Raw genomic sequence first — 22318 nt, forward strand, 5'->3', positions numbered from 1 at the left:
AAGACAGTTCCGCACATCGCCACTCGGGCGACACGGGCGGAACTGTCTTCTCGATGAGGTCGGGCCTCGTTCAGCCCCGGAAGGGCTCGGCCTTCTCCTCGGGGTGCTCGACGAAGTTCTCCAGGCCCTCGGCGACGAGCTTCTCGCCGTGCGCCTTGTCCCGCCACTCGCCCGGGGTGACGTGCTTGCCCGGCTCGAGGTCCTTGTAGTGGAGGAAGAAGTGCTCGATGGCCTTGAGCTCGAAGTCGGGGACGTCGTCGATGTCCTGGATGTGATCCCAGCGCGGGTCGAGGTCGGGCACGCACAGCAGCTTGTCGTCGCCGCCGGCCTCGTCGGACATCGTGTAGACGCCCACGACGCGGGACTTGACGATCACGCCCGGGAACACGGACTCGTCGAGCAGCACGAGGGCGTCGCAGGGGTCACCGTCGTCGGCGAGGGTCTTGTCGATGTAGCCGTAGTCGGCCGGGTAACCCATCGAGGTGAAGAGGAACCGGTCGAGGTAGATCTTGCCGGTCTCGTGGTGGATCTCGTACTTGTTCCGCGAACCCTTGGGGATCTCGATGGTCACTTCGACGGTCACGGGCTACCTCACAAATCGTCATGCTCCGGAACCCGAGACGGCTCTCCCGGGCAATTCGGGGTGATTCTAGTAGGCGCCACCGGCGTCGGGGGTGGGCGCCGTCACGCGGGCCGCTAGCGTGGGGCGGCAGCAGGCGACATGGACAGGTGCGGTGGACGTGCGGGCGTCCGGGAAGTGGGTCGAGTGACCGAGCGGGGAGTGTGGCGCGGGCGCGGGCTCGTGTGGCGGGCGGGTGTCGTGCTCGTCGTCGTCGCCGTCCTCGTCGCCGGACTCGTGGCGGCGGCCCTGGTCACCGACGTCGACCAGCGCGGCGGACTCATCGGGGACACCTCCTCCGACGCCGCCTACGACGTGAATCCCGGCCTGCTGCCGGCCGACGGCTCGGCCCCGATGCCCGACCCGGCCGCGCTCAAGCGGATCCTGACCCCGCTCGCCCAGGACCCCGCGGTCGGCGACCTCACCGCCAGCGTCGTCGACGACGCCACCGGACAGGTGCTGTGGGAGGTCCGCCCGCGCGAGGCCAAGGTCCCGGCGTCCACCACCAAGCTGCTCACCGCGGTCGCCGCCATGCTCCAGCTGCCGCCGGACGCCAGGGTCGACACCACCCTGGCGCGGGGCGCCGAGCCGGACACCCTCGTCGTGGTCCCGGGTGGCGATCCGACCATGTCAGGCGGGGCGAAGCCGGGGCCGTTGTTCCCGGGCGCGGCGACCGTCGTCCAGGCCGCCGACGTGGTGCGCGCCGCCGGGATGACGCCCGCGCGGATCGTCGTGGCCCCCGGCCCGTACACCGGACCGCGGATGGGGCCGAACTGGGTGCCCGCGGAGATCGCGGCCGGCAACGTGGCGCCGGTGGACGCGTGGATGCTCGACGCCGGGCGCCTGGACCCGGCGGACGAGTACTCGCCCCGCTCGACCGAGCCCGCGCTGGCCGCCGGGCGCGCCCTGGCGCGCGAGCTGGGCGTGGACCCGGAGCGGGTCAAGGTCTCGGAGACCGCCGTGGAGACGGGCGGGGAGCTGGGCCGGGTGTCGTCGGCGCCGCTGACCGAGCGGGTGCGCTCGATGCTGGTGTACTCGGACAACGTCCTGGCCGAGACCATCTGCCGCGAGGTCGCGCTCGAGCGGGACCCCGACCGGCCGGCGGGCTTCGCCCAGGGCACCGCCGCGGTGGTCGACACCCTCGCCGAGCACGGCCTGGACATGACGGGCGTGCGCCTGGACGACTGCTCCGGGATGAGCTCCGGCAACCGCCTGTCCGCGGCCGCGCTCACCGACGTCCTGCGCACGGCGGCCGCCCCCGACGCGACCCGCGAGATGCGCGACCTGCTCGACACCCTGCCCGTGGCCGCGGGCTCGGGCACGCTCGCCGACCGCTTCACCGGCCCGGCGGAGGCGGGCGCCGGCTGGGTGCGGGCCAAGACCGGGACCCTCAGCGGCACCAGCGCGCTGGCGGGCACGGTGACCAGCGCGGACGGGCGGTCCATGAGCTTCGCCCTGCTGTCCTCCGGTACCGACCCCTCGGTCGCGCGCCCGGTCCTTGACCGCATCGCCGCCGAGCTGCGGACCTGTGGCTGCCGCTAGCGGGGCCTGGACCGGCGCCGCGTGGACGGTGCGCGCCGCCGTGCGGGCGTTCCGACGCGCCCACCCCGAGGTCGGTGACGAGGTGTGCGTGGCCCTGTCCGGGGGCGCCGACTCGCTGGCCCTGACCGCCGCGGCCGCCGCCGAGTTCGCCGACGTGACGGCCCTCGTGGTGGACCACGGCCTGCAGCCCGGGTCCGACGAGGTCGCCCGTCGCGCGGCGGCCGCGGCCCGCGGGCTCGGGGTTGACGCGGAGGTCCTCGTCGTCGTCGTCGACCAGAGGGGTTCCGGCCCCGAGGCCGCCGCCCGCAGCGCGCGGTACACCGCGCTGGAGGCCGCGCGCCGCGACCGACCCGTCCTGCTCGCCCACACCCTCGACGACCAGGCCGAGACCGTCCTGCTCGGCCTGGGTCGGGGCTCCGGCGCGCGGTCGTTGCGCGGGATGGCCGCGTGGGACGCGCCGTGGGGCCGCCCCCTCCTCGGCGTGCGCGCCGCCGACACCCGCGCCGCCTGCCGCGACCTGGGCCTGACCTGGTGGGACGACCCGCACAACATCGACCCCGCCTACACGCGCGTGCGGGTGCGCCACGAGGTACTGCCGCTGCTCGAGGACGTCCTGGGCGGTGGGGTCGCCGAGGGACTGGCGCGCACCGCGGAACTGGCGAGGGTCGACGACGACGAGCTCGACCGCCTCGCCGAGGCCGTTCCCGTCGGCGACGACGGCGCACTGGACGTGAGCCGGCTGGAGCGGGTGCCGACCGCAGTGCTCACCCGGGTCCTGCGCCGCTGGCTGCTGTCCCGGGGGGTCACCTCCCCGACGTACGCACACCTGACAGCGGTGGCCGCGCTCGTCACGGACTGGCGCGGACAGGGCGGCGTCGCGGTCGGCGGCAGCGGACCCGCCGGGGCGCGCGGGGTGGGCCCGGCGGCCAGGTTGGTCGCCCGGCGCCGACATGGAAGGCTGGTGGTGGAGAACGAGCGGGCGAGTGGAGCGGGGACGTAGATGACCACGGACAAGTACGCGGACGAGATCGAGTCCGTACTCCTCGATGAAGACGCGATCCGGGAGCGGATCGCCGAGATGGCCGCCACCGTCGGCGAGCGCTACGCGGACGTCGAGAAGGAGGTCGTGCTGATCGCCGTCCTCAAGGGCGCCGCGATCTTCGTCTCCGACTTCGCCCGCGCGCTGCCCATCCCGTCCGAGATGGAGTTCATGGCCGTCAGCTCGTACGGCTCGTCCACCAGCTCCTCGGGCGTCGTGCGGATCCTCAAGGACCTGGACCGCGACATCGCCGACCGCGATGTGATCATCGTCGAGGACATCATCGATTCCGGCCTCACCCTGTCGTGGCTGATGCGCAACCTCAAGACCCGCAACCCGCGCTCGCTGGAGATCGTCACCCTGCTGCGCAAGCCCGACGCGGTGAAGGCCGATCTCGACATCCTCGAGATCGGCTTCGACATCCCCAACGAGTTCGTGGTGGGCTACGGCCTGGACTTCGCCGAGCGGTACCGCGACCTGCCGTACATCGGCCGCCTGCACCCGCGCATGTACTCCTGACCTGCGGCGGAGGTGCGGCCGCCGTGGCCGGCGGAGAGCGATGACCGATCCGTGACGCAGGTCACACGCCGGGGTTACGCTCTGGACATGTATCCAGGTACCTTCGCCGCCACCACCCCGGACAGGCCCGCCGTGATCCGTTCCGCGACGGGTGATCAGATCACATACGCCGAGCTGGAGGCCCGCTCGGCCCAGCTCGCGCACCTCCTCGTCGACGACTGGGGGCTTCGCCCCGGCGAGACGATCGCCGTGGTCTCGGACAACACGCTCGAGATGGTCGAGATGTATTGGGCGGCCCTGCGGACCGGCCTGTACATCGCCGCGATCAACCATCACCTGACCCCGGACGAGTCCTCGTACATCATCGGCGACTGCGGTGCCCGCGCCCTGTTCGTCTCCGCGCCGGTCGCCGATCACGTCGACCTGACCCCGGAGGCCCACCCGGTCGTCGAGCACCGGGTGGTGTTCGGCGGCGCGCTCGACGGGTTCGACGACTACCGGTCGCTGCTCGAGGGCGAGTCGACCGAGCCCCCGGCGGATCAGCCGCGCGGCCACGACTTCCTCTACTCGTCGGGCACCACCGGCCGGCCCAAGGGTGTCCGCGTGGACCCGCCGCAGGGGCAGATCGACGAGGTGGCCGACCACTACACGCCGGTGTTCAGCTTCCTCTACGGCTTCGACGCCGACAGCGTCTACCTGTGCCCGGCCCCGCTGTACCACGCTGCCCCGCTGCGCTTCTGCGGCGTGGTCAACTCCGTCGGCGGGACCGTGGTGCTCATGGACCGCTTCGACGCGGAGGAGGCGCTGCGGCTCATCGAGGCCTACGAGGTGACGCACTCGCAGTGGGTGCCGACGATGTTCGTGCGCATGCTCAAGCTGCCGGAGGAGACCCGCGCAAAGTACGACCTGTCGAGCCTGACCCACGCCATCCACGCCGCCGCGCCGCGCCCGCCCGAGGTCAAGCGCCGGATGATCGAGTGGTGGGGGCCGGTGATCCACGAGTACTACTCGGCGACCGAAGGCATGGGCATCACGTTCATCAACTCGCAGGAGGCGCTCGAGCGCCCCGGATCGGTGGGGCGGGACGGGCTGAAGGGCACCGCCCACATCTGCGACGACGAGGGCAAGGAGTTGCCGGCCGGCGAGATCGGGACCATCTACTGGCAGAACGACGAGGGCGGCTTCGCCTATCACGGTGATCTGGAGAAGACGGCGTCCGTGCGCCACCCCGACCATCCCACCTGGGCGACCTTCGGAGATGTCGGCTACCTCGACGAGGACCGGTTCCTCTACCTCACGGACCGCAAGGCGTTCACCATCATCGCCGGCGGGGTGAACATCTACCCGCAGGAGATCGAGAACGCCCTGGTCCTGCATCCGGCCGTCGAGGACGTCGCCGTGATCGGACTGCCGGACGAGGAGATGGGGGAGCGGGTCCACGCCGTGGTCGTGCCCGCCGCGGACCGCGCGGACGCCCCGGGGCTCGCGGAGGAGATCCTCGACTCCCTGAGGGGGAACATCTCCGATTTCAAGATCCCCCGCGGTCTCGACCTCGTCGACGAGTTGCCCCGCACGCCCACCGGGAAGCTGGTCAAGCGCCGCATCGTGCAGCAGTACGTCTGACGCGGGCCCGGCGGCGCCGGTGGACGGTGTCGCCGGGGACTGTGGCGGAGCTCTCGGACGGTGTGCGGGAACAGATCTGGCACCGTCGTGGTTCTACTGGGCGGATCGGGATGCAGCAGTGTCCCCCGGGCTCAATCACACAGCCCTCGCGGAGTTCCGTTCGGCTGGAGCCGCGTTGCGCCCCTCGCCGTGAGGCGACCCCGCGTCTCGGTCCGCCCACTTCGCAGTCAGGCGAGAGAAGCCGCCGACCTCGCGGTCGGCGGCTTCTCCGATGTCGGATCTCGCTCTGGTTCCTGCTTCCCCCCGGGCCGGCTCGGTCAGGCGACACTCGCCGTGAGATCGGCGGAGGTCATGATGCCGAGGTAGTCGAGGAGCCCGAGGAAAAAGGACGGGAGGTTGGTCGCGGCATCTGCCACGGTCGATCCCGAGTTGAGCCCGAAAGCTGCTGAACCTTCTGCGAATACTCCGAGGCTGCCCATGGTGGTGCCCCTTTCTGTGCGGGTGGGGGCTGGCGGCCGGACGCCGCGTCCGGCCTGACGAAACCAATTGTGAGATATCTCACATGCGCCCCCGCCGAAGATGATGCGCTTCTTATCTGGTCCAGTCAAGCCCCGATATAGTGCGTCAGTCGGCGACGCTGGCCACCAGATCGACGGCGATGCCGTCGAGCAGCGCGGCGAGGAAGGATAGCGCCAGCGACGGCAGGCTCGTCCCCATGTCGGCGAGAGTGGAGCCCGAGTCGAGTGCGAACTCGGCGGATCCGGCGGCGAGCGTTGCGAGACTTCCCATTGTTCGTCCTTTGTTGTCGAGGGCTCCCCGTCAGGGGGCGGCCGGTCTGTGGTGGGCGGCGCCAGCGTGACCCGGCTGGTGGCAACGAGCGAACAGAGTCGCCTCCGTAGCCGGTCTCATCATCGCCGGATGGTGCCGGCCGGGCCGGTGCTTTGACGGTTTTCCTTATGGTGGGAGCGTGCGTGAGCTGAGAGGGTGACGGGCGTGGACGTGGTGACGAGCTTCGAGCGCGAGCGGCCCCGTCTCGTCCGGATCGCCGGGCGCCTGCTGGGGGATCATGCGGAGGCCGAGGGCATCGTCCAGCAGGCCTGGCTGCGCCTCGCGCGCGCGGACCAGGCGGCCATCGACTCGCTGCCCGCCTGGCTCACGACCGTCGTCACGCGATTGTGCCTGGACCGGCTCAAGGCGGCGGTGCCGCGACCGCTCGACCGCTGGGGTGGTAGCGCGACGTCTAGAAGCGCTTCGCCGGCCTGCCGGAGGACTGAGGTCGGGAGACCGAGCGTTAGGAGGAGCCGGCCTCGCCCGGGGTCTCTTCGCCGACGGCCGCCCGCTCGATGACGGCGGCGAGGGCGAGCAACGTCGCCTCGGAGCCGGGGCGCCCCAGCAGCTGGACCGAGGTGGGCAGGATCCGTCCCGCCGGGGTGGTCGCGCTGCCGCACGGCACGGAGAGCGCGGGCCAGCCCAGGACGTTCGCCAGCGGTGTGAAGGGCGAGAACCGCAGGGACGCCCACAGGGAGCGCCCCCAGGATCGCCGGTGCCAGTCGGTCGCCTCGGGCGGGACGTCGGCCAGCGCCGGGGTCAGCCACACCTCGACCCCGGCGCGGTCCATGGCGCGCTCCACGTCCGCGCGGAGCGCCCGGACGCCTCGGTTCCAGCGGGTGTCATCGTCGCCGGCGCCACCCCGCCGGAACACGGTGCGGCCGAGCAGCGCGTGGTGTCGGGTGCGACGCTCCATCGCCGAGAGGGGGAGGTTCTCCTCCTCGGCGGCGCGCGCCACGGCGGAGGTCCACCGCGCCAGGTAGAGGACCGGGTCGCGTGGGGACGGCAGGGGGGTGTCGACGACGACGAGGTTCTCGGCGAGGAGCTGTGAGGCGGCTTCCCGCGCCGCGCGAACCCAGGGTGCGTGAACGCGCACGAGATCGCGGCCCAGCCGTATCGGGCTCGCGACGGACAGGCCGACGCGGGTCCCGCCGGGTACGGGGCCGGTGCGGGCGAGCTCCGGGCGGCCCGCCATGACCGACAGGGCGAGCGCGACGTCGCCGACCGTCCGGCCCAGCGGGCCGGATTCGGCCAGGCCGCCCCAGTTGTCCCCGGACAGGCGCGTCGGTACGACCCCGGCCCCGGGCTTGATGGTGACGATTCCGCAGGCCGCGGCGGGGATGCGCAGCGAACCCATCCCGTCGTCACCCACCGCGAGCGGCACCATGCCGGAGGCGACGGCCGCGGCCGAGCCGCCCGAGGACCCCCCGGCGGACAGCGACGTGTCCCGGGGGTTGCGGGTGATGCCGTGGGGGTCGGAATCGGTCATCCCCCACGTGCACAACTGCGGGGCGGCGGTGACGCCCACCGGGACGGCGCCGGCCGCCAACAGGGGGGCCACCACGGGGTTGTCGAGGGTGACCGTGCTCTTGATCGCCAGCGGGACCCCCGCCAGCGGGAGTCGCGCGCGGGCCTCCGGTGTCCCGGCGTCGACGGCGGCCCCGGCTGCCCGGCCGTCCGCCCGCAGCAGGGTGGTGAAGGCGCGCAGTGACGGGTTCAGATCGTCCACCCGGTCGAAGGCGGCGTCGAGCGTCTCCAGCGCGCCGGTGACGCCGGTGCGCACGGCCTCCGCGGTCGCGATCGCGGACAAGGGATCGGTGGTCACGGCCCCGATCGTACGACGGCGGGGGTGTGTGCCCGTGGCGATCATCGGGGTGGAGTGTCGGTGCCGGCGGGTAGCCTGGGGCGATACCGACGACGTCGGGCGCACGACCGGGCCCTCCGACCGGCTGGGCCGTCCTTCCACACGAGGACCGAATGGAACGCAAGAGCAACACCGTCTTCCGCAACGTCGCGATCGCGGGCGTGATCATCCTGGCCATCGTCGGGTTCTCGTTCTTCGCGAACGACGACCGCGGTTTCGCCGAGGTCGACACCTCGGTGGCGTTGGCGCAGGTCGACGCGGGCAACGTCAGGGAAGTGCTGATCGAGGACCGGGAGCAGCAGCTGCGGCTCACGCTCGAGAACCCGATCACGCCCGAGGAGGGTGCGGAGGAGACCGACCAGCTCCTCGCCAAGTACCCGGAGCGGGCCGCGGATCAGATCTTCGACCGGGTGGCCGCCGCGGAGCCGGAGAAGTACGACACCTCGGTCACCCAGCAGGGCTTCCTGTCGCAGATGCTGTCGTTCCTGCTGCCCATGCTCATCCTGTTCGGGCTGCTGTTCTTCTTCATGTCGCGGATGCAGGGCGGCAAGGGCGGACTGTTCGGGGTGGGCAAGTCGCGCGCCGTCGAGTTCACCAAGGACATGCCCCAGACCACGTTCGCGGACGTCGCGGGCGAGGACGAGGCGGTCGAGGAGCTCAACGAGATCAAGGACTTCCTGCAGAACCCCGCGCGATACGAGCGTCTCGGCGCCAAGATCCCTCGCGGTGTCCTGCTGTACGGCCCGCCCGGCACCGGAAAGACCCTGCTCGCGCGCGCCGTCGCGGGCGAAGCCGGGGTGCCGTTCTACTCCATCTCCGGTTCGGATTTCGTCGAGATGTTCGTCGGTGTCGGCGCCTCGCGTGTGCGTGACCTGTTCGAGAAGGCCAAGCAGAACGCGCCCTGCATCGTGTTCGTCGACGAGATCGACGCCGTGGGCCGGCACCGCGGGTCGGGCACCGGCGGCGGTCACGACGAGCGCGAACAGACCCTCAACCAGCTCCTCGTGGAGATGGACGGGTTCGACGACCGCTCGACCGTCATCCTCATCGCCGCCACGAACCGGCCCGACGTCCTGGACCCGGCGCTTCTGCGCCCGGGCCGGTTCGACCGTCAGGTCCCGGTGACCAATCCGGATCTCAAGGGCCGTGAGGCGATCCTCGCCGTCCACTCGGTCGGCAAGCCGCTGGCGGCGGACGTCGACATGACGTCGCTGGCCCGGCGCACGATCGGTATGTCGGGTGCGGACCTGGCCAACGTGCTCAACGAGGGCGCGCTGCTGGCGGCGCGTCTGGGCCGCGACGAGATCGACATCGAGATCCTCGAGGAGGCCACGGACCGCGTGGTGGGCGGCCCGCGCCGCAAGCACCGGGTGATCAGCGAGCACGAGAAGAAGGTCACCGCCTACCACGAGTCGGGACACGCCCTGGCCGCGTGGGCGATGGAGGACCTCGAGCCCGTCCACAAGGTCACCATCCTCGCCCGCGGCCGCACCGGCGGTCACGCCCTCGTGGTCCCCGAGGACGACAAGTCGTTGATGACGCGCGCAGACATGATCGCGAGGATCGTCATGGCGATGGGCGGTCGCGCCGCCGAGGAGTACATCTTCGGCGAGCCCACGTCGGGAGCCAGTTCGGACATCGAGCAGGCCACCCGCATCGCCCGCACGATGGTCGCCGAGTACGGCATGAGCGCCAAGCTCGGCGCCGTGAAGTACGGCGGCGAGGGCGGGGACCCGTTCCTCGGCCGCGGCGGCTCCGCGGCGGGGGAGTACTCGCCCGAGGTCGCCAAGATCATCGACGACGAGGTCCGCCGGATCATCGACGCCGCCCACACCGAGGCGTGGCAGGTGCTCGAGACCAACCGCGACATCCTCGACGCGGTCGCGGGCGAGTTGCTCGAGAAGGAGACCCTGCGCCAGGACGATCTCGAGAGGCTCTTCGCCGACGTGGTCAAGCGCCCGCGGATCACCGAGTTCGACGACTTCGGTGGCCGCATCCCGTCGACGCGGCCGCCCATCAAGACCCCGGGAGAGCTGGCCAAGGAGCGCGGCGAGCCGTGGCCCCCGCCGGTGACCGACCCGTTCGCGATGCCGGTCCTGCCGACCGGTCGCGATGCGGGTGACCGCGCGTCGGACGGCGACCCGCGGACCCACGACCGGCCGGGCGACGAGCGCAACGGTGTCGGCGCCTCCGCCGGTGTGCCCCGCGGCCCGGCAGGTTCCGCCGACCGCGGTCAGGGCTCGTCCGGCATCCCCGCCTATGGGACGCCGCCGCCCCCGGGCTGGTCGGCGCCGGGTTGGCCCCCGCGCCAGCCCGCCCGCCACGGTGACCACGGAGCGAGCGGGGCGGAGACCACGCGTCTGCCCGCCGCGCCCGTGAACGGTCGACCCACCGACGGATGGGGAGGCCCCGAGAGTGACGACCGTCGCGAACACCCCGCCGAGCCGTCGAACCGCGCCTGGTCGCGGGTGGGAGACGGCGGGACGGACGGCGCCCCCCGCGGCACCGGCTCCGACGTCCCGGGCGGTGGTTCACACCGCCGCGAGGACAAGGACCCCGACTGGCAACCGCCGTGGGAACGTGAGGACTGACCGCCGCGGCCGCTTCGTGCGAGAAGAGGATTGATGACGACCCCTGACCACATCCCCCCCGCCGACGCGCGCTCGATGCACACGGGGGAGGTCTTCGACGCACCCCGCGCGGAGGCCGCTGTCCGTGAGCTGCTGATCGCAGTCGGCGAGGACCCGGACCGCGAGGGCCTGCAGGACACGCCCGCCCGGGTGGCGAGGGCCTACCGCGAGGTGTTCGCCGGCGTGTACACGGACCCCTCCGAGGTGCTGTCCCGCACCTTCGACGAGGACCACCGCGAGCTCGTGCTGGTACGTGACATCCCCATCTATTCGACGTGCGAACACCATCTCGTCCCGTTCCACGGGGTCGCCCACATCGGCTACATCCCCGGGCAGTCGGGCGCGGTGACGGGCCTGAGCAAGCTCGCCCGCCTCGTAGACCTCTACGCCAAGCGCCCCCAGGTGCAGGAGCGCCTCACCAGTCAGGTCGCCGACGCGTTGGTCGACAAGCTCGACCCCTCCGGCGTGCTCGTGGTGATCGAGTGTGAGCACCTGTGCATGTCCATGCGCGGGATCCGCAAGGCGGGCGCGGTCACCACGACGTCGGCCGTCCGCGGGATCATGCGGTCCAACGCCTCCACGAGGGCGGAGGCGCTCGGCCTCCTGCGCGGGACGTGAGCACGCCAGGTCGGCTGCCCCGCCCGGCGCACTGCGCGGTGATGGGGGTCCTCAACGTCACGGCGGACTCCTTCTCCGACGGTGGGCGGCATCTCGCGTTCGACGACGCGGTCTCGCACGCCCGGCGGATGGTCTCCGAGGGCGCGGACCTCATCGACATCGGCGGCGAGTCCACCCGGCCCGGTGCGCTGCGGGTCGAGGAGTCCGACGAGGAACAGCGCGTCGTGCCGCTCGTCCGCGAGGTCGCCGGCTTCGCGCCGGTCTCGGTGGACACCATGCGTTCCCGGGTCGCCGCCCGCGCGATGGAGGAGGGCGCGGCGATCATCAACGACGTCTCCGGCGGGCTCGCCGATCCCGACATGCTCCGGGTCGTCGCCGAGAACCGGAGATCGATCATCCTCATGCACTGGGTGTCCCCGGACGAGTACCGGGCCGGCGCCGGTGGACGTGCCGACTACGGCGATGACGTCGCCGGCGCGGTGCGCGACCACCTGGCCCGCCGGGCCGACGCCGCCCTCGCGGCGGGGATCGACGCCGCGGACGTCGTCCTCGACCCCGGGCTGGGCTTCGCCAAGAACGGGGAGGACAACTGGGCTCTGCTCCACGGGCTCGACCGGCTCGTCGATCTCGGGTTCCCGGTCCTCGTGGCCGCCTCCCGCAAACGCTTCCTCGGCTCCCTCCTGCCGGAGCCCGACGGGCGGCCCCGCGCGGTGACCGGCCGGGACCCGGCGACGGCGGCGATCAGCACGCTCTCGGCCGCCGCCGGTGCGTGGGCCGTGCGCGTCCACGACGTCGCCCCCAGCGCGGACGCGGTGCGGGTCGCCGCCGCGTGGGCGGCCGGACGAACGGGAGCGCGCTGATGGCCGACCGCATCGAACTCCGCGGACTGAAGGTGCGCGGCAACCACGGGGTCTTCGACCACGAGAAGCGGGACGGCCAGGATTTCCTCGTGGATCTGGTCCTGTGGACCGACTTCACCGCCGCGACCGCCTCCGACGACCTGGCCGACACGGTCGACTACGGCGCACTCGCGCTGTTCGCGCGCGATGTCGTCGCCGGGCCGTCCTACGACCTCATCGAGACGGTGGCCTCGCGGATCGCCGACGGCGTCATGGAGATGGCACCCGACGCCCACGCGGTGGAGGTGACGCTGCACAAGCCGCAGGCCCCCATCCCGGCCGAGTTCGCCGACGTCGCCGTCGTGGCACGGCGCTCCCGCGGCGGCAGGAGCCACCACGAGCGGGGCGAGCGGTGAGCTGCCGGGCGGTGCTGTCGATCGGCGGGAACCGGGGCGACGCCCTCGAGCTCCTGCGGGGCGTCGTGGACGCCGCGGCCGCCGACGGGATCCTCCGCGCGGCGTCCTCGGTCTACGCCACCCCGCCGTGGGGCGGCGTCGAGCAGGACGACTTCCTCAACGCCGCTCTCCTCGTGGAGCACCCCGGCACTCCGGCCGACGTCCTCGAGTGGGGCTTCGCCCGCGAGCGCGCGGCCGGCCGCACCCGCGAGGTGCGGTGGGGACCGCGGACCCTGGACGTGGACGTGGTGACCGCCGACGTCGACGGCGAGACCGTGGTCTCCGACGATCCGACCCTTACCCTTCCCCATTCGCGTGCGGCCGAGCGCGCCTTCGTGCTCGTGCCGTGGCTGGAGATCGATCCCGACGCCCGCCTGGCCGGCGTGCCCGTCACCGACCACCTCGCGGCGCTCGACCCGGCGGACGTCTCCGCGGTGCGTCGGCTTCCCGGGGCCCTCGCTCCTCAGAGCCGGGTGTCGCCGTCATGACGCGGGTGGCCAAGTCGACCCTCGCGTTGGTGGCGCTCGTCGCGGCGGTGGCCGCCTACGTCCTCGTCGACGCGTTCCTGGGATCCATGCCGCCGATCGGCTTCGGCTGGGTGACGCTGCTGGTGGTCGCGGCGGTCGACGTCCTGTTGGCCATCCGCATCCGTGCGGCGATCTCGGACGGCGGCGTCGGGCAGGACCGTAGTCAGATGCACCCGCTCACCATCGCCCGGTGCGCGGCGCTGGGGCAGGCCTCGGCGGTGCTCGGGGCGGCCACCGGTGGGTTCGGGGCGGGGCTGGCCCTGTTCTTCCTCCCACGCCTGGGCGAGCTGGCGGCCGCGGCGGCGGAGCTCCCCTCGTCCCTCGCCGTCCTGGTGTCCGGGGCGGTCCTGGTGGGGGCCGGGCTGTTCCTGGAGTCGGCGTGTGAGACCCCGCCCGACGACGACGAGAACGGCGGGCTGGGCGAACCCGCCTGAGCCGGCCGTGCGGGAACGGCGGGTGAGATCCCGCCTGGCGACCCGACTTTCGTCGGCCCCGTTGGAGCGGACACGCGCTGGTTACCTGTGTGACCCGTGATTCTCTGAGTATCATGCGGGTCATGAGTTCCGACGGCGCGATGGACAAGCCCCGGTCAGCTCGCCCCGCGCGCGGCGACGATCGCGGACTGGCGAGCATCGCTCTGGGGGTGCTGCTGGTCCTGGCGCTCATCGCCACCGTCGTCATGGTCTTCTCGGACAACCCGGTGTGGATGCGGATCGGGACGCTGTCCGCCCTGTGGGCGGCGTTCATCGGGGCGTTCCTCGTGGCGCGCTACCGCAGGCAGGCCGCGGCGGAGGCCGCCCGGGTCCGGGACCTGCACACCGTTTACGAGCTGCAGCTCGAGCGTGAGATCTCGGCCCGCCGGGAGCACGAACTGGTGGTGGAGAAGGAGCTGCGCGCCAGCGTCCGCGCCGAGACCGAGGACTCGGTGCTCGCGCTGCGTCAGGAGATCGCCGCGCTGCGTGAGCAGTTGTCGGCGCTGGGGGTCAGCCTCCCCGAGGACCGCTTCGCCGTGGGCGGCCCGGGCGCCGCCGGGCAGCTCGGCGCGGGCTCGTCCCTGCCGTCCGTCCCGTCGGAGCGGGTCGCGCCCCGCCGTCGTACCCCCGGGATGACGCCGCCGCGGGTCGGCGCGAGGACCTCCGCTGACACGGAATCGTCCGGGGAGAAGACGACCTCCGACCGGCCCGGCCAGTCCGCGCCGTTCACGCGGTCGACGCAGCCGGGGAGTCCTTCGTCGCCGACCGAGCCGTCCCCGACCGAGCCGTCGGTGGCCGGGGTCGGGCCGGATGCCACGCCGAGCACCGAGCGCACCGAGCGGCTCGCCCCGGTCGCCGGACGTGGGGCCGCCGCGGACGCGCCGACCGGTGAGCCGCGTCGCCCCGCCGTGCGCCCGGTGGCCGGGCAGCCGTCCCGTGACCCGAGCTCGAGCGGCCCGGCGGCCGCGCCGAAGACCGGGTCGAAGCCTGCTCCGCAGACCGGGTCGAAGCCTGCTCCGCAGACCGGGTCGAAGCCTGCTCCGCAGACCGAGCCGAAGCGCGAGCCCGCTCCGAAGGCCGAATCGACGTCCGAGCCGCGGCGTTCGTCGGAGCCCGCGCCGGCGTCGGCTCCCGAGCCCGCGTCCCAGCCCGCCTCCGAGTCGGCGCCGGCGAGCCGCCACGGCGAGGGTCGCGGGCTGTCGGTGGCCGAGCTCATGGCACGCCTGGGGGAGGGCGAGGCGCCCAAGCCGAGCCGTCGCCGACGCCGCGCGGAGGACTGACGCGCGAGCCGCTCCTCCGGTTCTGTGAAGTGCGCCACTCCATACTGATTCGGCCCGCCCACAGGACTACTCTCGCCTGCGAGATGTCCGGGACCCGCCGACAATGAGCGGGCCTGGAACGGATCGAGCACTGGAGCACCCCTGAGATGTCCGACCACGGCGTCACCGGAACACCCCCTGCCCGCCTGTCGATAGGCCTCGTGTCCGCCGGCCGGGTGGGTACCGCGGTCGGAGCCGCCCTCGAACGCCGCGGCCACGTCGTGTCCGCGCTGGTCGCGCGCTCCGAGCGGTCGCGCGACCTCGCCGCGCGCCGACTCCCCGAAGCCCGCATCGCCGATCCCGCCGCGGTTGCGGCGGCCGGCGAACTCCTCATTCTCGCCGTGCCGGACGCCGCACTCCCCGGCGTCGTGGCCGAGCTCGCCGAGGCGGGCGCGTTCAGACCCGGCCACATCGTCGTCCACGTCGCGGGCGCGGTCGGCGCGGAGGTCCTGCGCCCGGCCGCCGACGCCGGCGCCGTGGTCGTGGCGGCCCACCCGGCCATGACCTTCACCGGCGGCTCGGCTGACGTCGACCGCATGGAGGGCTGCTCGTGGGCCCTGACCGCGCCGGACGAGGTCGGCCTCGTGGTGGGTCAGATGCTCGTCATGGAGACCGGCGGTCTGCCCGTCACCGTCGCCGAATCCCACCGCGCTCTCTACCACGCGGCCCTCGCCCACGGCGCGAATCACCTGGTCACCCTCGTCAACGACGCGGCCGAGGCGCTCGCGGCCTCGTTCTCCGTCCTGCCCGGCGGGGCCGTCGAGGGCGATCCCGACGGCATGCTCGGCGCGGACGCGGAGGCGCTCGCCCGCCGGACGCTGGAGCCGCTGCTGCGGGCGGCCCTCGACAACGTCCTGGCCTCCGGCGACGCCGCGTTGACGGGGCCCGTGATGCGTGGCGACGCCGTCACCGTCTCCCGTCACCTCGACTCCCTCGAGGACGTCGACGGCGGCATCGCCACCGGGTACCGGGCGCTCGCCCTGCGCACGGCCGACCGCGTGGGCGCCGGCCCCGACGTGACCGACCTGTTGGCCCCCGACCTCACGGAGCAGCTTCGATGACCTCCACGACGTACCCGGTGCGCACCGCGGTACCCGGCCGTCCCGCCACCGGTTACAACCGCGGTGAGTTGACCGTCCACCACGACCCGGCCACCCTGAGCACCGTCACCGAGTCCCTGCGCAAGGTCGGCAGGCAGGTCACGTTCGTGCCCACCATGGGTGCGCTCCACGAGGGGCACCTCGCGTTGGTCGAGGCCGCCCGCCGGACCCCCGGCTCGGTCGTGGTCGTGTCGATCTTCGTCAATCCACTGCAGTTCGGCCCCGGCGAGGACCTCGACGCCTACCCGCGGACGCTGGACGAGGACGTCGCCCGCCTCGCCGACGCCGGCGTCGAGCTGGTCTTCGCGCCCAGTGCCGCCGCGATGTACCCCGACGGTCCGCGGACGACGCTCCAGCCGGGGCCGACGGGCGAGATCCTCGACGGCGCGGCCCGCCCCGGCCACTTCGCCGGAATGCTCACCGTGGTGAACAAGCTGTTCAACATCGTCCGCCCGCACCAGGCGTTCTTCGGCGAGAAGGACTACCAGCAGCTCGTGCTCATCCGCCAGATGGTCGCGGATCTCGACATGGACGTCCGCATCGTCGGGGTGCCCACCGTCCGCGAGTCCGACGGTTTGGCCATGAGCTCCCGCAACCGCTACCTCTCCGCCGACGAGCGGGAACTCGCCACCGTCCTCAACGCCGCCCTGGTCGCCGGGACGTTCGCGGCGAAGGGCGGACGGAAGGCCGTCGTCGACGCCGCCCGCGCGGTCCTGGGCGAGCGCCCCCAGATCTCCGTGGACTACCTCGAGCTGCGGGGAGCCGACCTCGGCGAACCGCCGGAGGAGGGCCCCGGCCGACTCCTCGTCGCCGCCCGTATCGGGACCACCAGACTCATCGACAACGTCGGCGTGGCCATCGGCACCGGCTTCCTCGCCGCCGCCGAGGCCACCGTCGCCGCCCAGCAGGCCGAGATGGCCGAAGACCTGAAGAAAGGCCTGTAGATGCAGCGCACCATGCTCCACTCCAAGATCCACCGGGCCACGGTGACCCAGGCGGATCTGCACTACGTCGGCTCCTGCACGATCGACGCCGACCTCATGGATGCCGCCGACCTGCTCGAGGGTCAGCAGATCGACATCGTCGACATCGACAACGGCAGTCGTCTGACCACCTATGCCATCACCGGCGAGCGCGGCTCGGGGGTCATCAGCATCAACGGCGCCGCCGCGCACCTCGTCCACCCCGGCGACCTGGTCATCATCATCGCCTACGCCCAGATGGACGACGCCGAGGCCCGCGCCTACAAGCCCCGCGTCGTGTTCGTCGACGGCGAGAACCGCATGCTCACCGAGGGCACCGACCCGGCGGACGTCCCCGAGGGGTCGGGCCTGAAGAACCCGCGCGTGCCCGAGCCGGCCGCTGTCTGACCCGGCACGGACAGGACATGCTGCTCACCGTCGACGTCGGTAACACCCACATCCGACTCGGCGTCTTCCAACCAGGCGGCGGCCGGCTCGAGCGCACCTGGAGCATGCGCACCTCCCCGGCGGTGACGTCCGACGAGCTCGCCCTGACGATCCGCGGACTGCTGGGGGACTGCGCCCGGCAGCTCACCGGCATCGCCGCGATGTCGGTGGTCCCGTCGGTCACGGGCGAACTCCGGAGGATGGCCGCCGACTACTGGCCGCAGCTGCCGGCTGTCGTCGTCGCGCCCGGGGTGAAGACCGGGGTGCCGCTCAAGGTCGACAACCCGCGGGAGGTGGGCTCGGACCGCGTGGTCAACGCGCTGGCCGCCCACCACCTGTTCGACGGGCCCGTCGTCGTCGTCGACGTCGACACGGCGACCACCGTCGACGCGGTCTCCGCGCGCGGCGAGCTCCTCGGCGGGGCGATCGCGCCGGGCATCGACATCTCCGTCGACGCCCTCGCCGACCGCACGGCCCTTCTGCGCAAGATCGAGGTCGTGCGGCCGCGGGGCGCGCTGGGCAAGAACACCGTCGCCGCACTGCAGGCGGGCATCGTGATCGGGTTCGCCGGCCAGATCGACGCCCTCGTCGAACGTCTTCGTACCGACGTCGACGAGCTGGCCGACGCGTCGGTCGTGCTCACCGGGCTGCGCGCGGACGTCGTCGCGGAGGAGTCGCGGACCATCACCGACGTCGAGCCCGAGTTGGCGCTCGAGGGGCTGCGGCTGGTGTTCGACCGCAACTGCTGACCGCCCGGTCGCGCGAACCCTGCCGCGGCCCCGTCAGGCCGCGGAGCGGTAGCTGGTCATGGACACCGAGCCCCACGCGTAGCCCTTGCTGAAGGCGTCGAGCGTCTCGCCGGTCGCGGCGGCCATCCCGGCCGTGTACAGCAGGGGCAGGAAATGGTCGGCGGTCGGCACGGACGCCTGCGCGTCCGGATGCTCCAGTAACGCCAGGGCGTCCTCGGGCCGCGAGGTGAGCAGCTCCCGGGCGTGGTCGTCGAAGCGGTGCGCCCAGTCGGTGCCGGCGTTGCCGCGGGACGGATCGACAGCGCCGAGGTTGTGCACCACGTTGCCGCTGGCCAGGACCAGCACGCCGGAGTCGCGGAGCGCGGCGAGCTTGGTGCCCAGGTCGAAGTGGTAGCTCGGGGGCTTGGTGGCGTCGACCGAAAGCTGGGCGACCGGGACGTCGGCATCGGGGAAGACGTGCGCGAGCACTGACCACGTCCCGTGGTCGAGGCCCCACGAGTCCAGGTCGGCGCCCACCCAGGTCGGCTTGGCGACCTCGGCCACCTCGGTCGCGAGCTCGGGCGCGCCCGTGGCGGGGTACTCGAACTCGTTGAGCTCGCGGGGGAAGCCGAAGAAGTCGTGGATGGTGCGCGGTGACCTCATCGCGGTGACGGCCGTGGCGTTGATGTACCAGTGCGCCGAGACGGCCAGCACCGCCCGGGGGCGCTCGGGGAGCGAGTCGCCGAGCGCGGCCCAGTGGCGGGTCCACTCGTTGACCTCGAGGGCGTTGAGGGGGACGCCGTGGCCGATGAAGACGGCGGGCTGGCGGGCGGGTGAGGGGGTCATCGCTGCTCCTTCGTTCTCTGTACATGATGCATCAACTACCTCTGTCGGCGCCAGTGGCCCACCCGTCCGTGCCTCCGCCCTTGCGGTAGATAGACCGGTCTGTCTAATATTGCCGACATGAACGCGCGACGAATGCCCCCGGCCGGTCCGGCGCCATCCGTGCGGGTTCAGCACTGGTGTCCCCGGCCGGCAGCCCCTCAGCCAGTCCCACGCCGACACCCCTCCCGGGAGCACCAGATGACGTCAAGCGTCCGTACCTTCACCAACACCACCGCCACCCGTTCCGCCGCCACCGGCGACACGGTCCTCACCGCCGTCGAGTACCCCGCCGCCGTGCGGGCGGGCGCGCTGGTCGTGGACATCCGCTCCCGCGCGCAACGCGAGCGCCAGGGCGTCCTCGCCGGCGCGATCGCCGTCGAGGCCCGGCCCGCCGTGGACCTGATCGACCCCCGCTCGGCGGCGCCCCTCGCGGCCGTCGGTGAGGGTCGCGAGGTGGTCCTCGTCAGCGACGACGGCCTGGACGCGGAACTGTTCGCCCTCGAGCTCCACTCGCGCGGTGTTCGCGGGGTCCGTGCGGTGGACGGCGGCCACGACGCGCTGCGCGCCGCCCGGGCACTCGCCCTGCTCTCGGACGCCGAACACCTGCTGCGCGAGCGCTCCGCCATCTCCGCGCACTGACCGGCGGCGCCCGAGGGCGCGCGCCGGTACGGTCGCAGCATGACGGACATTTCCGCCGACCTCCTCGCCGAGATCCTGGACGAGGTCCGCGACGACACCTTCGGGGAGCTGGCGCCGCACCTCGGCGACTACGAGCACCCCAGCCCCGACGCACTCGCCCTGGCGGTCTGCGACATGGGCGGCCGGATCATCTCTGCCGGGGACGACGAGCTCCTGTTCGACCTGCAGTCCGCCTCCAAACCGTTCGTCTACGCGCTCGCACTGGATCAGAAGGGTGTCGACGAGGTCGCCGCCCGGATCGGCGTGGAACCGTCGGGCGAGGCGTTCAACGAGATCTCGTTGGAGTCGGACACGGGCCGCGCACCCAACGCCCTGGTCAACGCCGGCGCACTGGCGGCGCACGCATTGGTGGGGGACGAGGGCGACGACGAGGAGTCCCGGTTCGAACAGATCAGGGGGTTGTTCTCCCGCCTTGTGGGCCGGGAGGTCGAGGTGGACGAGAAGATCATCGAGATCGAGTCCCGCCGTCAGAACCGCAATCAGGCCCTGGCCCATCTGCTGGCGGAGGCGGGCAGTCTGGCGCAGGACCCTCACGAGGTGGTCGCGGGCTACAGCCGTCAGTGCGCGATCCGGGTCGATACCCGCGAGCTGGCCCACATGGCCGCCGTCCTCGCGAACCGGGGACGGGCACTGGACGGCGGCGAGCAGATCCTGGGGCACCGGGCGACGCGCTACGCCAACAGCGTGATGTTCACCTGCGGGATGTATGACGCGGCCGGAGACTGGGTCTACCAGGTGGGGCTGCCGGCCAAGAGTGGCGTCTCGGGCTGCCTGTTCGCCGTGGTACCCGGTCGGCTCGGGGTCGCGGCCTTCTCGCCGCGGCTGGACGAGCACGGCAACAGTGTGCGGGCGGCGGCCGCGATCGAGGAGCTCTCGGACCGACTGCACCTGCACGTGTTGGACGAGGTGGGTGGCTACGGGTTCGATCCCGCCGCGTAGGGACGACTATCCTCGTCAGTCGTGACCGACTCGACTCCCGCCGCGCCCGGGGCCGCCACCGGTGAGCCCGCCGACGACACCCCTGAGCAGCTGCGTATCCGCCGCGACAAGCGGCAGCGCCTCCTCGACTCCGGAGAGCAGGCGTACCCCGTCGAGGTCCCCCGCACCCACGGGCTCGCCGAGATCGCCTCGGACCCGCGCTTCGCCGCGTTGGAGCCGGGGGAGGAGACCGACGTCGTGGTGTCGGTGGCCGGCCGGGTGCTGTTCATCCGCAACACCGGGAAGCTGTGCTTCGTCCGGCTCCAGGACGGGGTCGACCCGTCGGCGGACCTGTCCACCACGGTGCCGGAGAGCGGATCCGGGCCGCTGACCCCGCAGCTGCAGGCCATGCTGTCGCTGGCCAACGTGGGTCAGGAGCGGCTCGACGCGTGGAAGCAGGACGTCGACCTCGGCGACCACGTCTCGGTGACGGGCCGTGTGGTGCGGTCCAAGCGCGGGGAGCTGTCGGTGATGGCCGACGAGTGGGTGCTGGCGTCCAAGGCGCTGCGCCCGCTTCCGGTCGCGCACAGGGAACTGAGCGAGGACACGCGCGTCCGCCAGCGCTACACCGACCTCATCATGCGCGACACGGCGCGCCGCAACGCGCTGACGCGGATCAAGGTCGTGCGCGCGCTGCGTGACGCGCTGGAGAAGCGCGGCTTTCTCGAGGTGGAGACGCCGATGCTGCAGACGCTGCACGGCGGCGCCGCGGCCCGGCCGTTCGTCACCCACTCCAACGCGCTGGACCTGGACCTGTACCTGCGCATCGCGCCCGAGCTGTACCTCAAGCGTTGCGTGGTGGGCGGGATCGAGCGCGTCTTCGAGATCAACCGCAACTTCCGCAACGAGGGCGTGGACTCCTCCCACAGCCCGGAGTTCGCGATGTTGGAGACGTATCAGGCGTACGGCGACTACGACACCTCGGCCACGATGATCCGCGAGGTCATCCAGGAGGTCGCGACCGCGGTGTTCGGCTCGACCACGGTCACGCTCGCCGACGGCACGGAGTACGACCTGGGCGGTCAGTGGCGCGAGATGCGCATGTACCCGTCCCTCAACGAGGCGCTGCGGGCGAAGCACCCGGACCTGGTCGGTGACGACGACGAGGACCTCGTCACCGTCGAGTCGACCGTCGACGAGCTCACGGAACTGGCCGGGAAGGTCGGGCTGGAGGTCCCCGGTGGCAAGGGGTGGCTACACGGCAAGCTCGTCGAGGAACTGTGGGAGCACCTGTGTGCTGACCAGCTCGAGGGGCCCGTGTTCGTCCGTGACTTCCCCGTCGAGACCTCCCCGCTGACGCGCGACCACCGCACCGACCGCGGGGTGACCGAGAAGTGGGACCTCTACGTCCGCGGGTTCGAGTTGGCCACCGGCTACTCCGAGCTGGTGGATCCGGTGATCCAGCGACAGCGCTTCGAGGACCAGGCCCGCCTGGCCGCGGCCGGCGACGACGAGGCGATGGTGCTCGACGAGGACTTCCTCGCCGCGATGGAGCAGGGCATGCCGCCGACGACCGGGCTCGGCATGGGGATCGACCGGCTGCTCATGGCCCTGACCGGGCTGGGCATCCGCGAGACGATCCTCTTCCCGATGGTCAAGCCGCTCCCGCGCGACTGATCGGCGC

At 72.3% G+C, this 22318-nt stretch carries 24 protein-coding genes; 19 read left to right on the forward strand and 5 right to left on the reverse strand.

The genetic code is table 11. The features are described from left to right. Positions 1 to 70 precede the first annotated feature (70 nt). On the reverse strand, positions 71 to 583 hold the full coding sequence (locus C3V38_RS08860; protein WP_106385583.1) for an inorganic diphosphatase: 513 nt from the start codon (positions 581 to 583) through the stop codon (positions 71 to 73). A 183-nt stretch (positions 584 to 766) separates the two neighbouring features. On the opposite strand from C3V38_RS08860, the gene dacB reads away from it, so the two are divergent. The 4 genes from dacB to C3V38_RS08880 all read left to right on the forward strand — a co-directional run bounded on the left by dacB (position 767) and on the right by C3V38_RS08880 (position 5342). Next, positions 767 to 2161 (forward strand): D-alanyl-D-alanine carboxypeptidase/D-alanyl-D-alanine-endopeptidase, encoded by a 1395-nt coding sequence (dacB, locus tag C3V38_RS08865; RefSeq protein ID WP_243699667.1) that lies wholly within the window; start codon positions 767 to 769, stop codon positions 2159 to 2161. After that, on the forward strand, positions 2148 to 3161 hold the full coding sequence (gene tilS / locus C3V38_RS08870) for a tRNA lysidine(34) synthetase TilS (protein WP_106385584.1): 1014 nt from the start codon (positions 2148 to 2150) through the stop codon (positions 3159 to 3161). Before dacB ends, tilS begins: the two co-directional genes overlap by 14 nt. Next, positions 3162 to 3719 carry a hypoxanthine phosphoribosyltransferase gene (gene hpt, locus C3V38_RS08875; RefSeq protein WP_070722341.1) on the forward strand — a complete coding sequence of 186 codons (558 nt, stop codon included), beginning with the start codon at positions 3162 to 3164 and terminating at the stop codon, positions 3717 to 3719. A gap of 87 nt (positions 3720 to 3806) precedes the next feature. Continuing rightward, complete coding sequence (locus C3V38_RS08880) at positions 3807 to 5342, forward strand: acyl-CoA synthetase (RefSeq protein WP_106385585.1); 1536 nt, start codon at positions 3807 to 3809, stop codon at positions 5340 to 5342. 317 nt (positions 5343 to 5659) lie between these two features. Here C3V38_RS08880 and C3V38_RS17610 read toward each other — a convergent pair whose 3' ends face one another. Together C3V38_RS17610 and C3V38_RS17615 are read right to left on the reverse strand one after the other, a co-directional pair. Further along, on the reverse strand, positions 5660 to 5821 hold the full coding sequence (locus tag C3V38_RS17610) for a hypothetical protein (RefSeq protein WP_165001094.1): 162 nt from the start codon (positions 5819 to 5821) through the stop codon (positions 5660 to 5662). Between the two features lie 145 nt (positions 5822 to 5966). Continuing rightward, the gene (locus C3V38_RS17615) at positions 5967 to 6131 is read right to left on the reverse strand and encodes a hypothetical protein (protein ID WP_156482520.1); all 165 of its coding nucleotides are present in this window, start codon (positions 6129 to 6131) and stop codon (positions 5967 to 5969) included. 213 nt (positions 6132 to 6344) lie between these two features. Between C3V38_RS17615 and C3V38_RS18315 the strand changes: the two genes are divergently transcribed. Continuing rightward, positions 6345 to 6689: a sigma factor gene (locus C3V38_RS18315; RefSeq protein ID WP_371412149.1), complete on the forward strand. Its 345-nt coding sequence runs from the start codon at positions 6345 to 6347 to the stop codon at positions 6687 to 6689. Here C3V38_RS18315 and C3V38_RS08890 read toward each other — a convergent pair. Next, complete coding sequence (locus C3V38_RS08890; protein ID WP_254425932.1) at positions 6634 to 7995, reverse strand: amidase; 1362 nt, start codon at positions 7993 to 7995, stop codon at positions 6634 to 6636. The genes C3V38_RS18315 and C3V38_RS08890 overlap by 56 nt on opposite strands. 152 nt (positions 7996 to 8147) lie before the next feature. On the opposite strand from C3V38_RS08890, the gene ftsH reads away from it, so the two are divergent. The 11 genes from ftsH (at position 8148) to C3V38_RS08945 (ending at position 18153) form a co-directional block, all read left to right on the forward strand. Next, a complete protein-coding gene (ftsH, locus tag C3V38_RS08895) occupies positions 8148 to 10625 on the forward strand; it encodes an ATP-dependent zinc metalloprotease FtsH (protein WP_106385588.1) in 2478 nt (825 codons plus the stop codon). A gap of 33 nt (positions 10626 to 10658) precedes the next feature. Continuing rightward, a complete protein-coding gene (folE, locus tag C3V38_RS08900) occupies positions 10659 to 11282 on the forward strand; it encodes a GTP cyclohydrolase I FolE (protein ID WP_106385589.1) in 624 nt (207 codons plus the stop codon). A 41-nt stretch (positions 11283 to 11323) separates the two neighbouring features. Next, positions 11324 to 12142, forward strand: coding sequence for a dihydropteroate synthase (gene folP, locus C3V38_RS08905; RefSeq protein WP_106385590.1), 819 nt, complete (start codon positions 11324 to 11326; stop codon positions 12140 to 12142). Then, complete coding sequence (folB, locus tag C3V38_RS08910; RefSeq protein WP_106386432.1) at positions 12142 to 12537, forward strand: dihydroneopterin aldolase; 396 nt, start codon at positions 12142 to 12144, stop codon at positions 12535 to 12537. Before folP ends, folB begins: the two co-directional genes overlap by 1 nt. Next, positions 12534 to 13064: a 2-amino-4-hydroxy-6-hydroxymethyldihydropteridine diphosphokinase gene (gene folK, locus C3V38_RS08915; RefSeq protein WP_106385591.1), complete on the forward strand. Its 531-nt coding sequence runs from the start codon at positions 12534 to 12536 to the stop codon at positions 13062 to 13064. The genes folB and folK overlap by 4 nt, the downstream gene beginning before the upstream one ends. After that, the gene (locus C3V38_RS08920) at positions 13061 to 13537 is read left to right on the forward strand and encodes a DUF3180 domain-containing protein (protein WP_106385592.1); all 477 of its coding nucleotides are present in this window, start codon (positions 13061 to 13063) and stop codon (positions 13535 to 13537) included. Before folK ends, C3V38_RS08920 begins: the two co-directional genes overlap by 4 nt. A 122-nt stretch (positions 13538 to 13659) precedes the next feature. Further along, positions 13660 to 14856 (forward strand): DUF6779 domain-containing protein, encoded by a 1197-nt coding sequence (locus tag C3V38_RS08925; RefSeq protein ID WP_106386433.1) that lies wholly within the window; start codon positions 13660 to 13662, stop codon positions 14854 to 14856. 146 nt (positions 14857 to 15002) lie between these two features. Further along, positions 15003 to 15956 (forward strand): Rossmann-like and DUF2520 domain-containing protein, encoded by a 954-nt coding sequence (locus C3V38_RS08930; protein ID WP_106385593.1) that lies wholly within the window; start codon positions 15003 to 15005, stop codon positions 15954 to 15956. Further along, positions 15953 to 16939 carry a pantoate--beta-alanine ligase gene (gene panC / locus C3V38_RS08935; RefSeq protein WP_106385594.1) on the forward strand — a complete coding sequence of 329 codons (987 nt, stop codon included), beginning with the start codon at positions 15953 to 15955 and terminating at the stop codon, positions 16937 to 16939. Before C3V38_RS08930 ends, panC begins: the two co-directional genes overlap by 4 nt. Continuing rightward, positions 16940 to 17365: an aspartate 1-decarboxylase gene (gene panD / locus C3V38_RS08940; RefSeq protein WP_007630228.1), complete on the forward strand. Its 426-nt coding sequence runs from the start codon at positions 16940 to 16942 to the stop codon at positions 17363 to 17365. A gap of 17 nt (positions 17366 to 17382) precedes the next feature. Then, complete coding sequence (locus C3V38_RS08945; protein ID WP_106385595.1) at positions 17383 to 18153, forward strand: type III pantothenate kinase; 771 nt, start codon at positions 17383 to 17385, stop codon at positions 18151 to 18153. A gap of 33 nt (positions 18154 to 18186) precedes the next feature. Here the strand turns inward: C3V38_RS08945 and ygiD are convergent, their stop codons facing one another. Then, positions 18187 to 18978: a 4,5-DOPA dioxygenase extradiol gene (gene ygiD, locus C3V38_RS08950; protein WP_106385596.1), complete on the reverse strand. Its 792-nt coding sequence runs from the start codon at positions 18976 to 18978 to the stop codon at positions 18187 to 18189. Positions 18979 to 19215: 237 nt separating this feature from the next. Between ygiD and C3V38_RS08955 the strand changes: the two genes are divergently transcribed. From C3V38_RS08955 to lysS, 3 genes are read left to right on the forward strand one after another with little or no spacing between them, the layout of a single operon-like run. Continuing rightward, complete coding sequence (locus tag C3V38_RS08955) at positions 19216 to 19656, forward strand: rhodanese-like domain-containing protein (protein ID WP_106385597.1); 441 nt, start codon at positions 19216 to 19218, stop codon at positions 19654 to 19656. A gap of 39 nt (positions 19657 to 19695) precedes the next feature. Next, positions 19696 to 20655, forward strand: a complete 960-nt coding sequence (glsA, locus tag C3V38_RS08960; protein ID WP_106385598.1) for a glutaminase A — start codon at positions 19696 to 19698, stop codon at positions 20653 to 20655. Between the two features lie 21 nt (positions 20656 to 20676). Next, a complete protein-coding gene (gene lysS / locus C3V38_RS08965; protein WP_061227470.1) occupies positions 20677 to 22311 on the forward strand; it encodes a lysine--tRNA ligase in 1635 nt (544 codons plus the stop codon). The last annotated feature ends 7 nt before the right edge of the window (positions 22312 to 22318 follow it).

Source organism: Dietzia sp. oral taxon 368, from assembly GCF_002999155.1.
Classification (GTDB): Bacteria; Actinomycetota; Actinomycetes; order Mycobacteriales; family Mycobacteriaceae; genus Dietzia; species Dietzia cinnamea.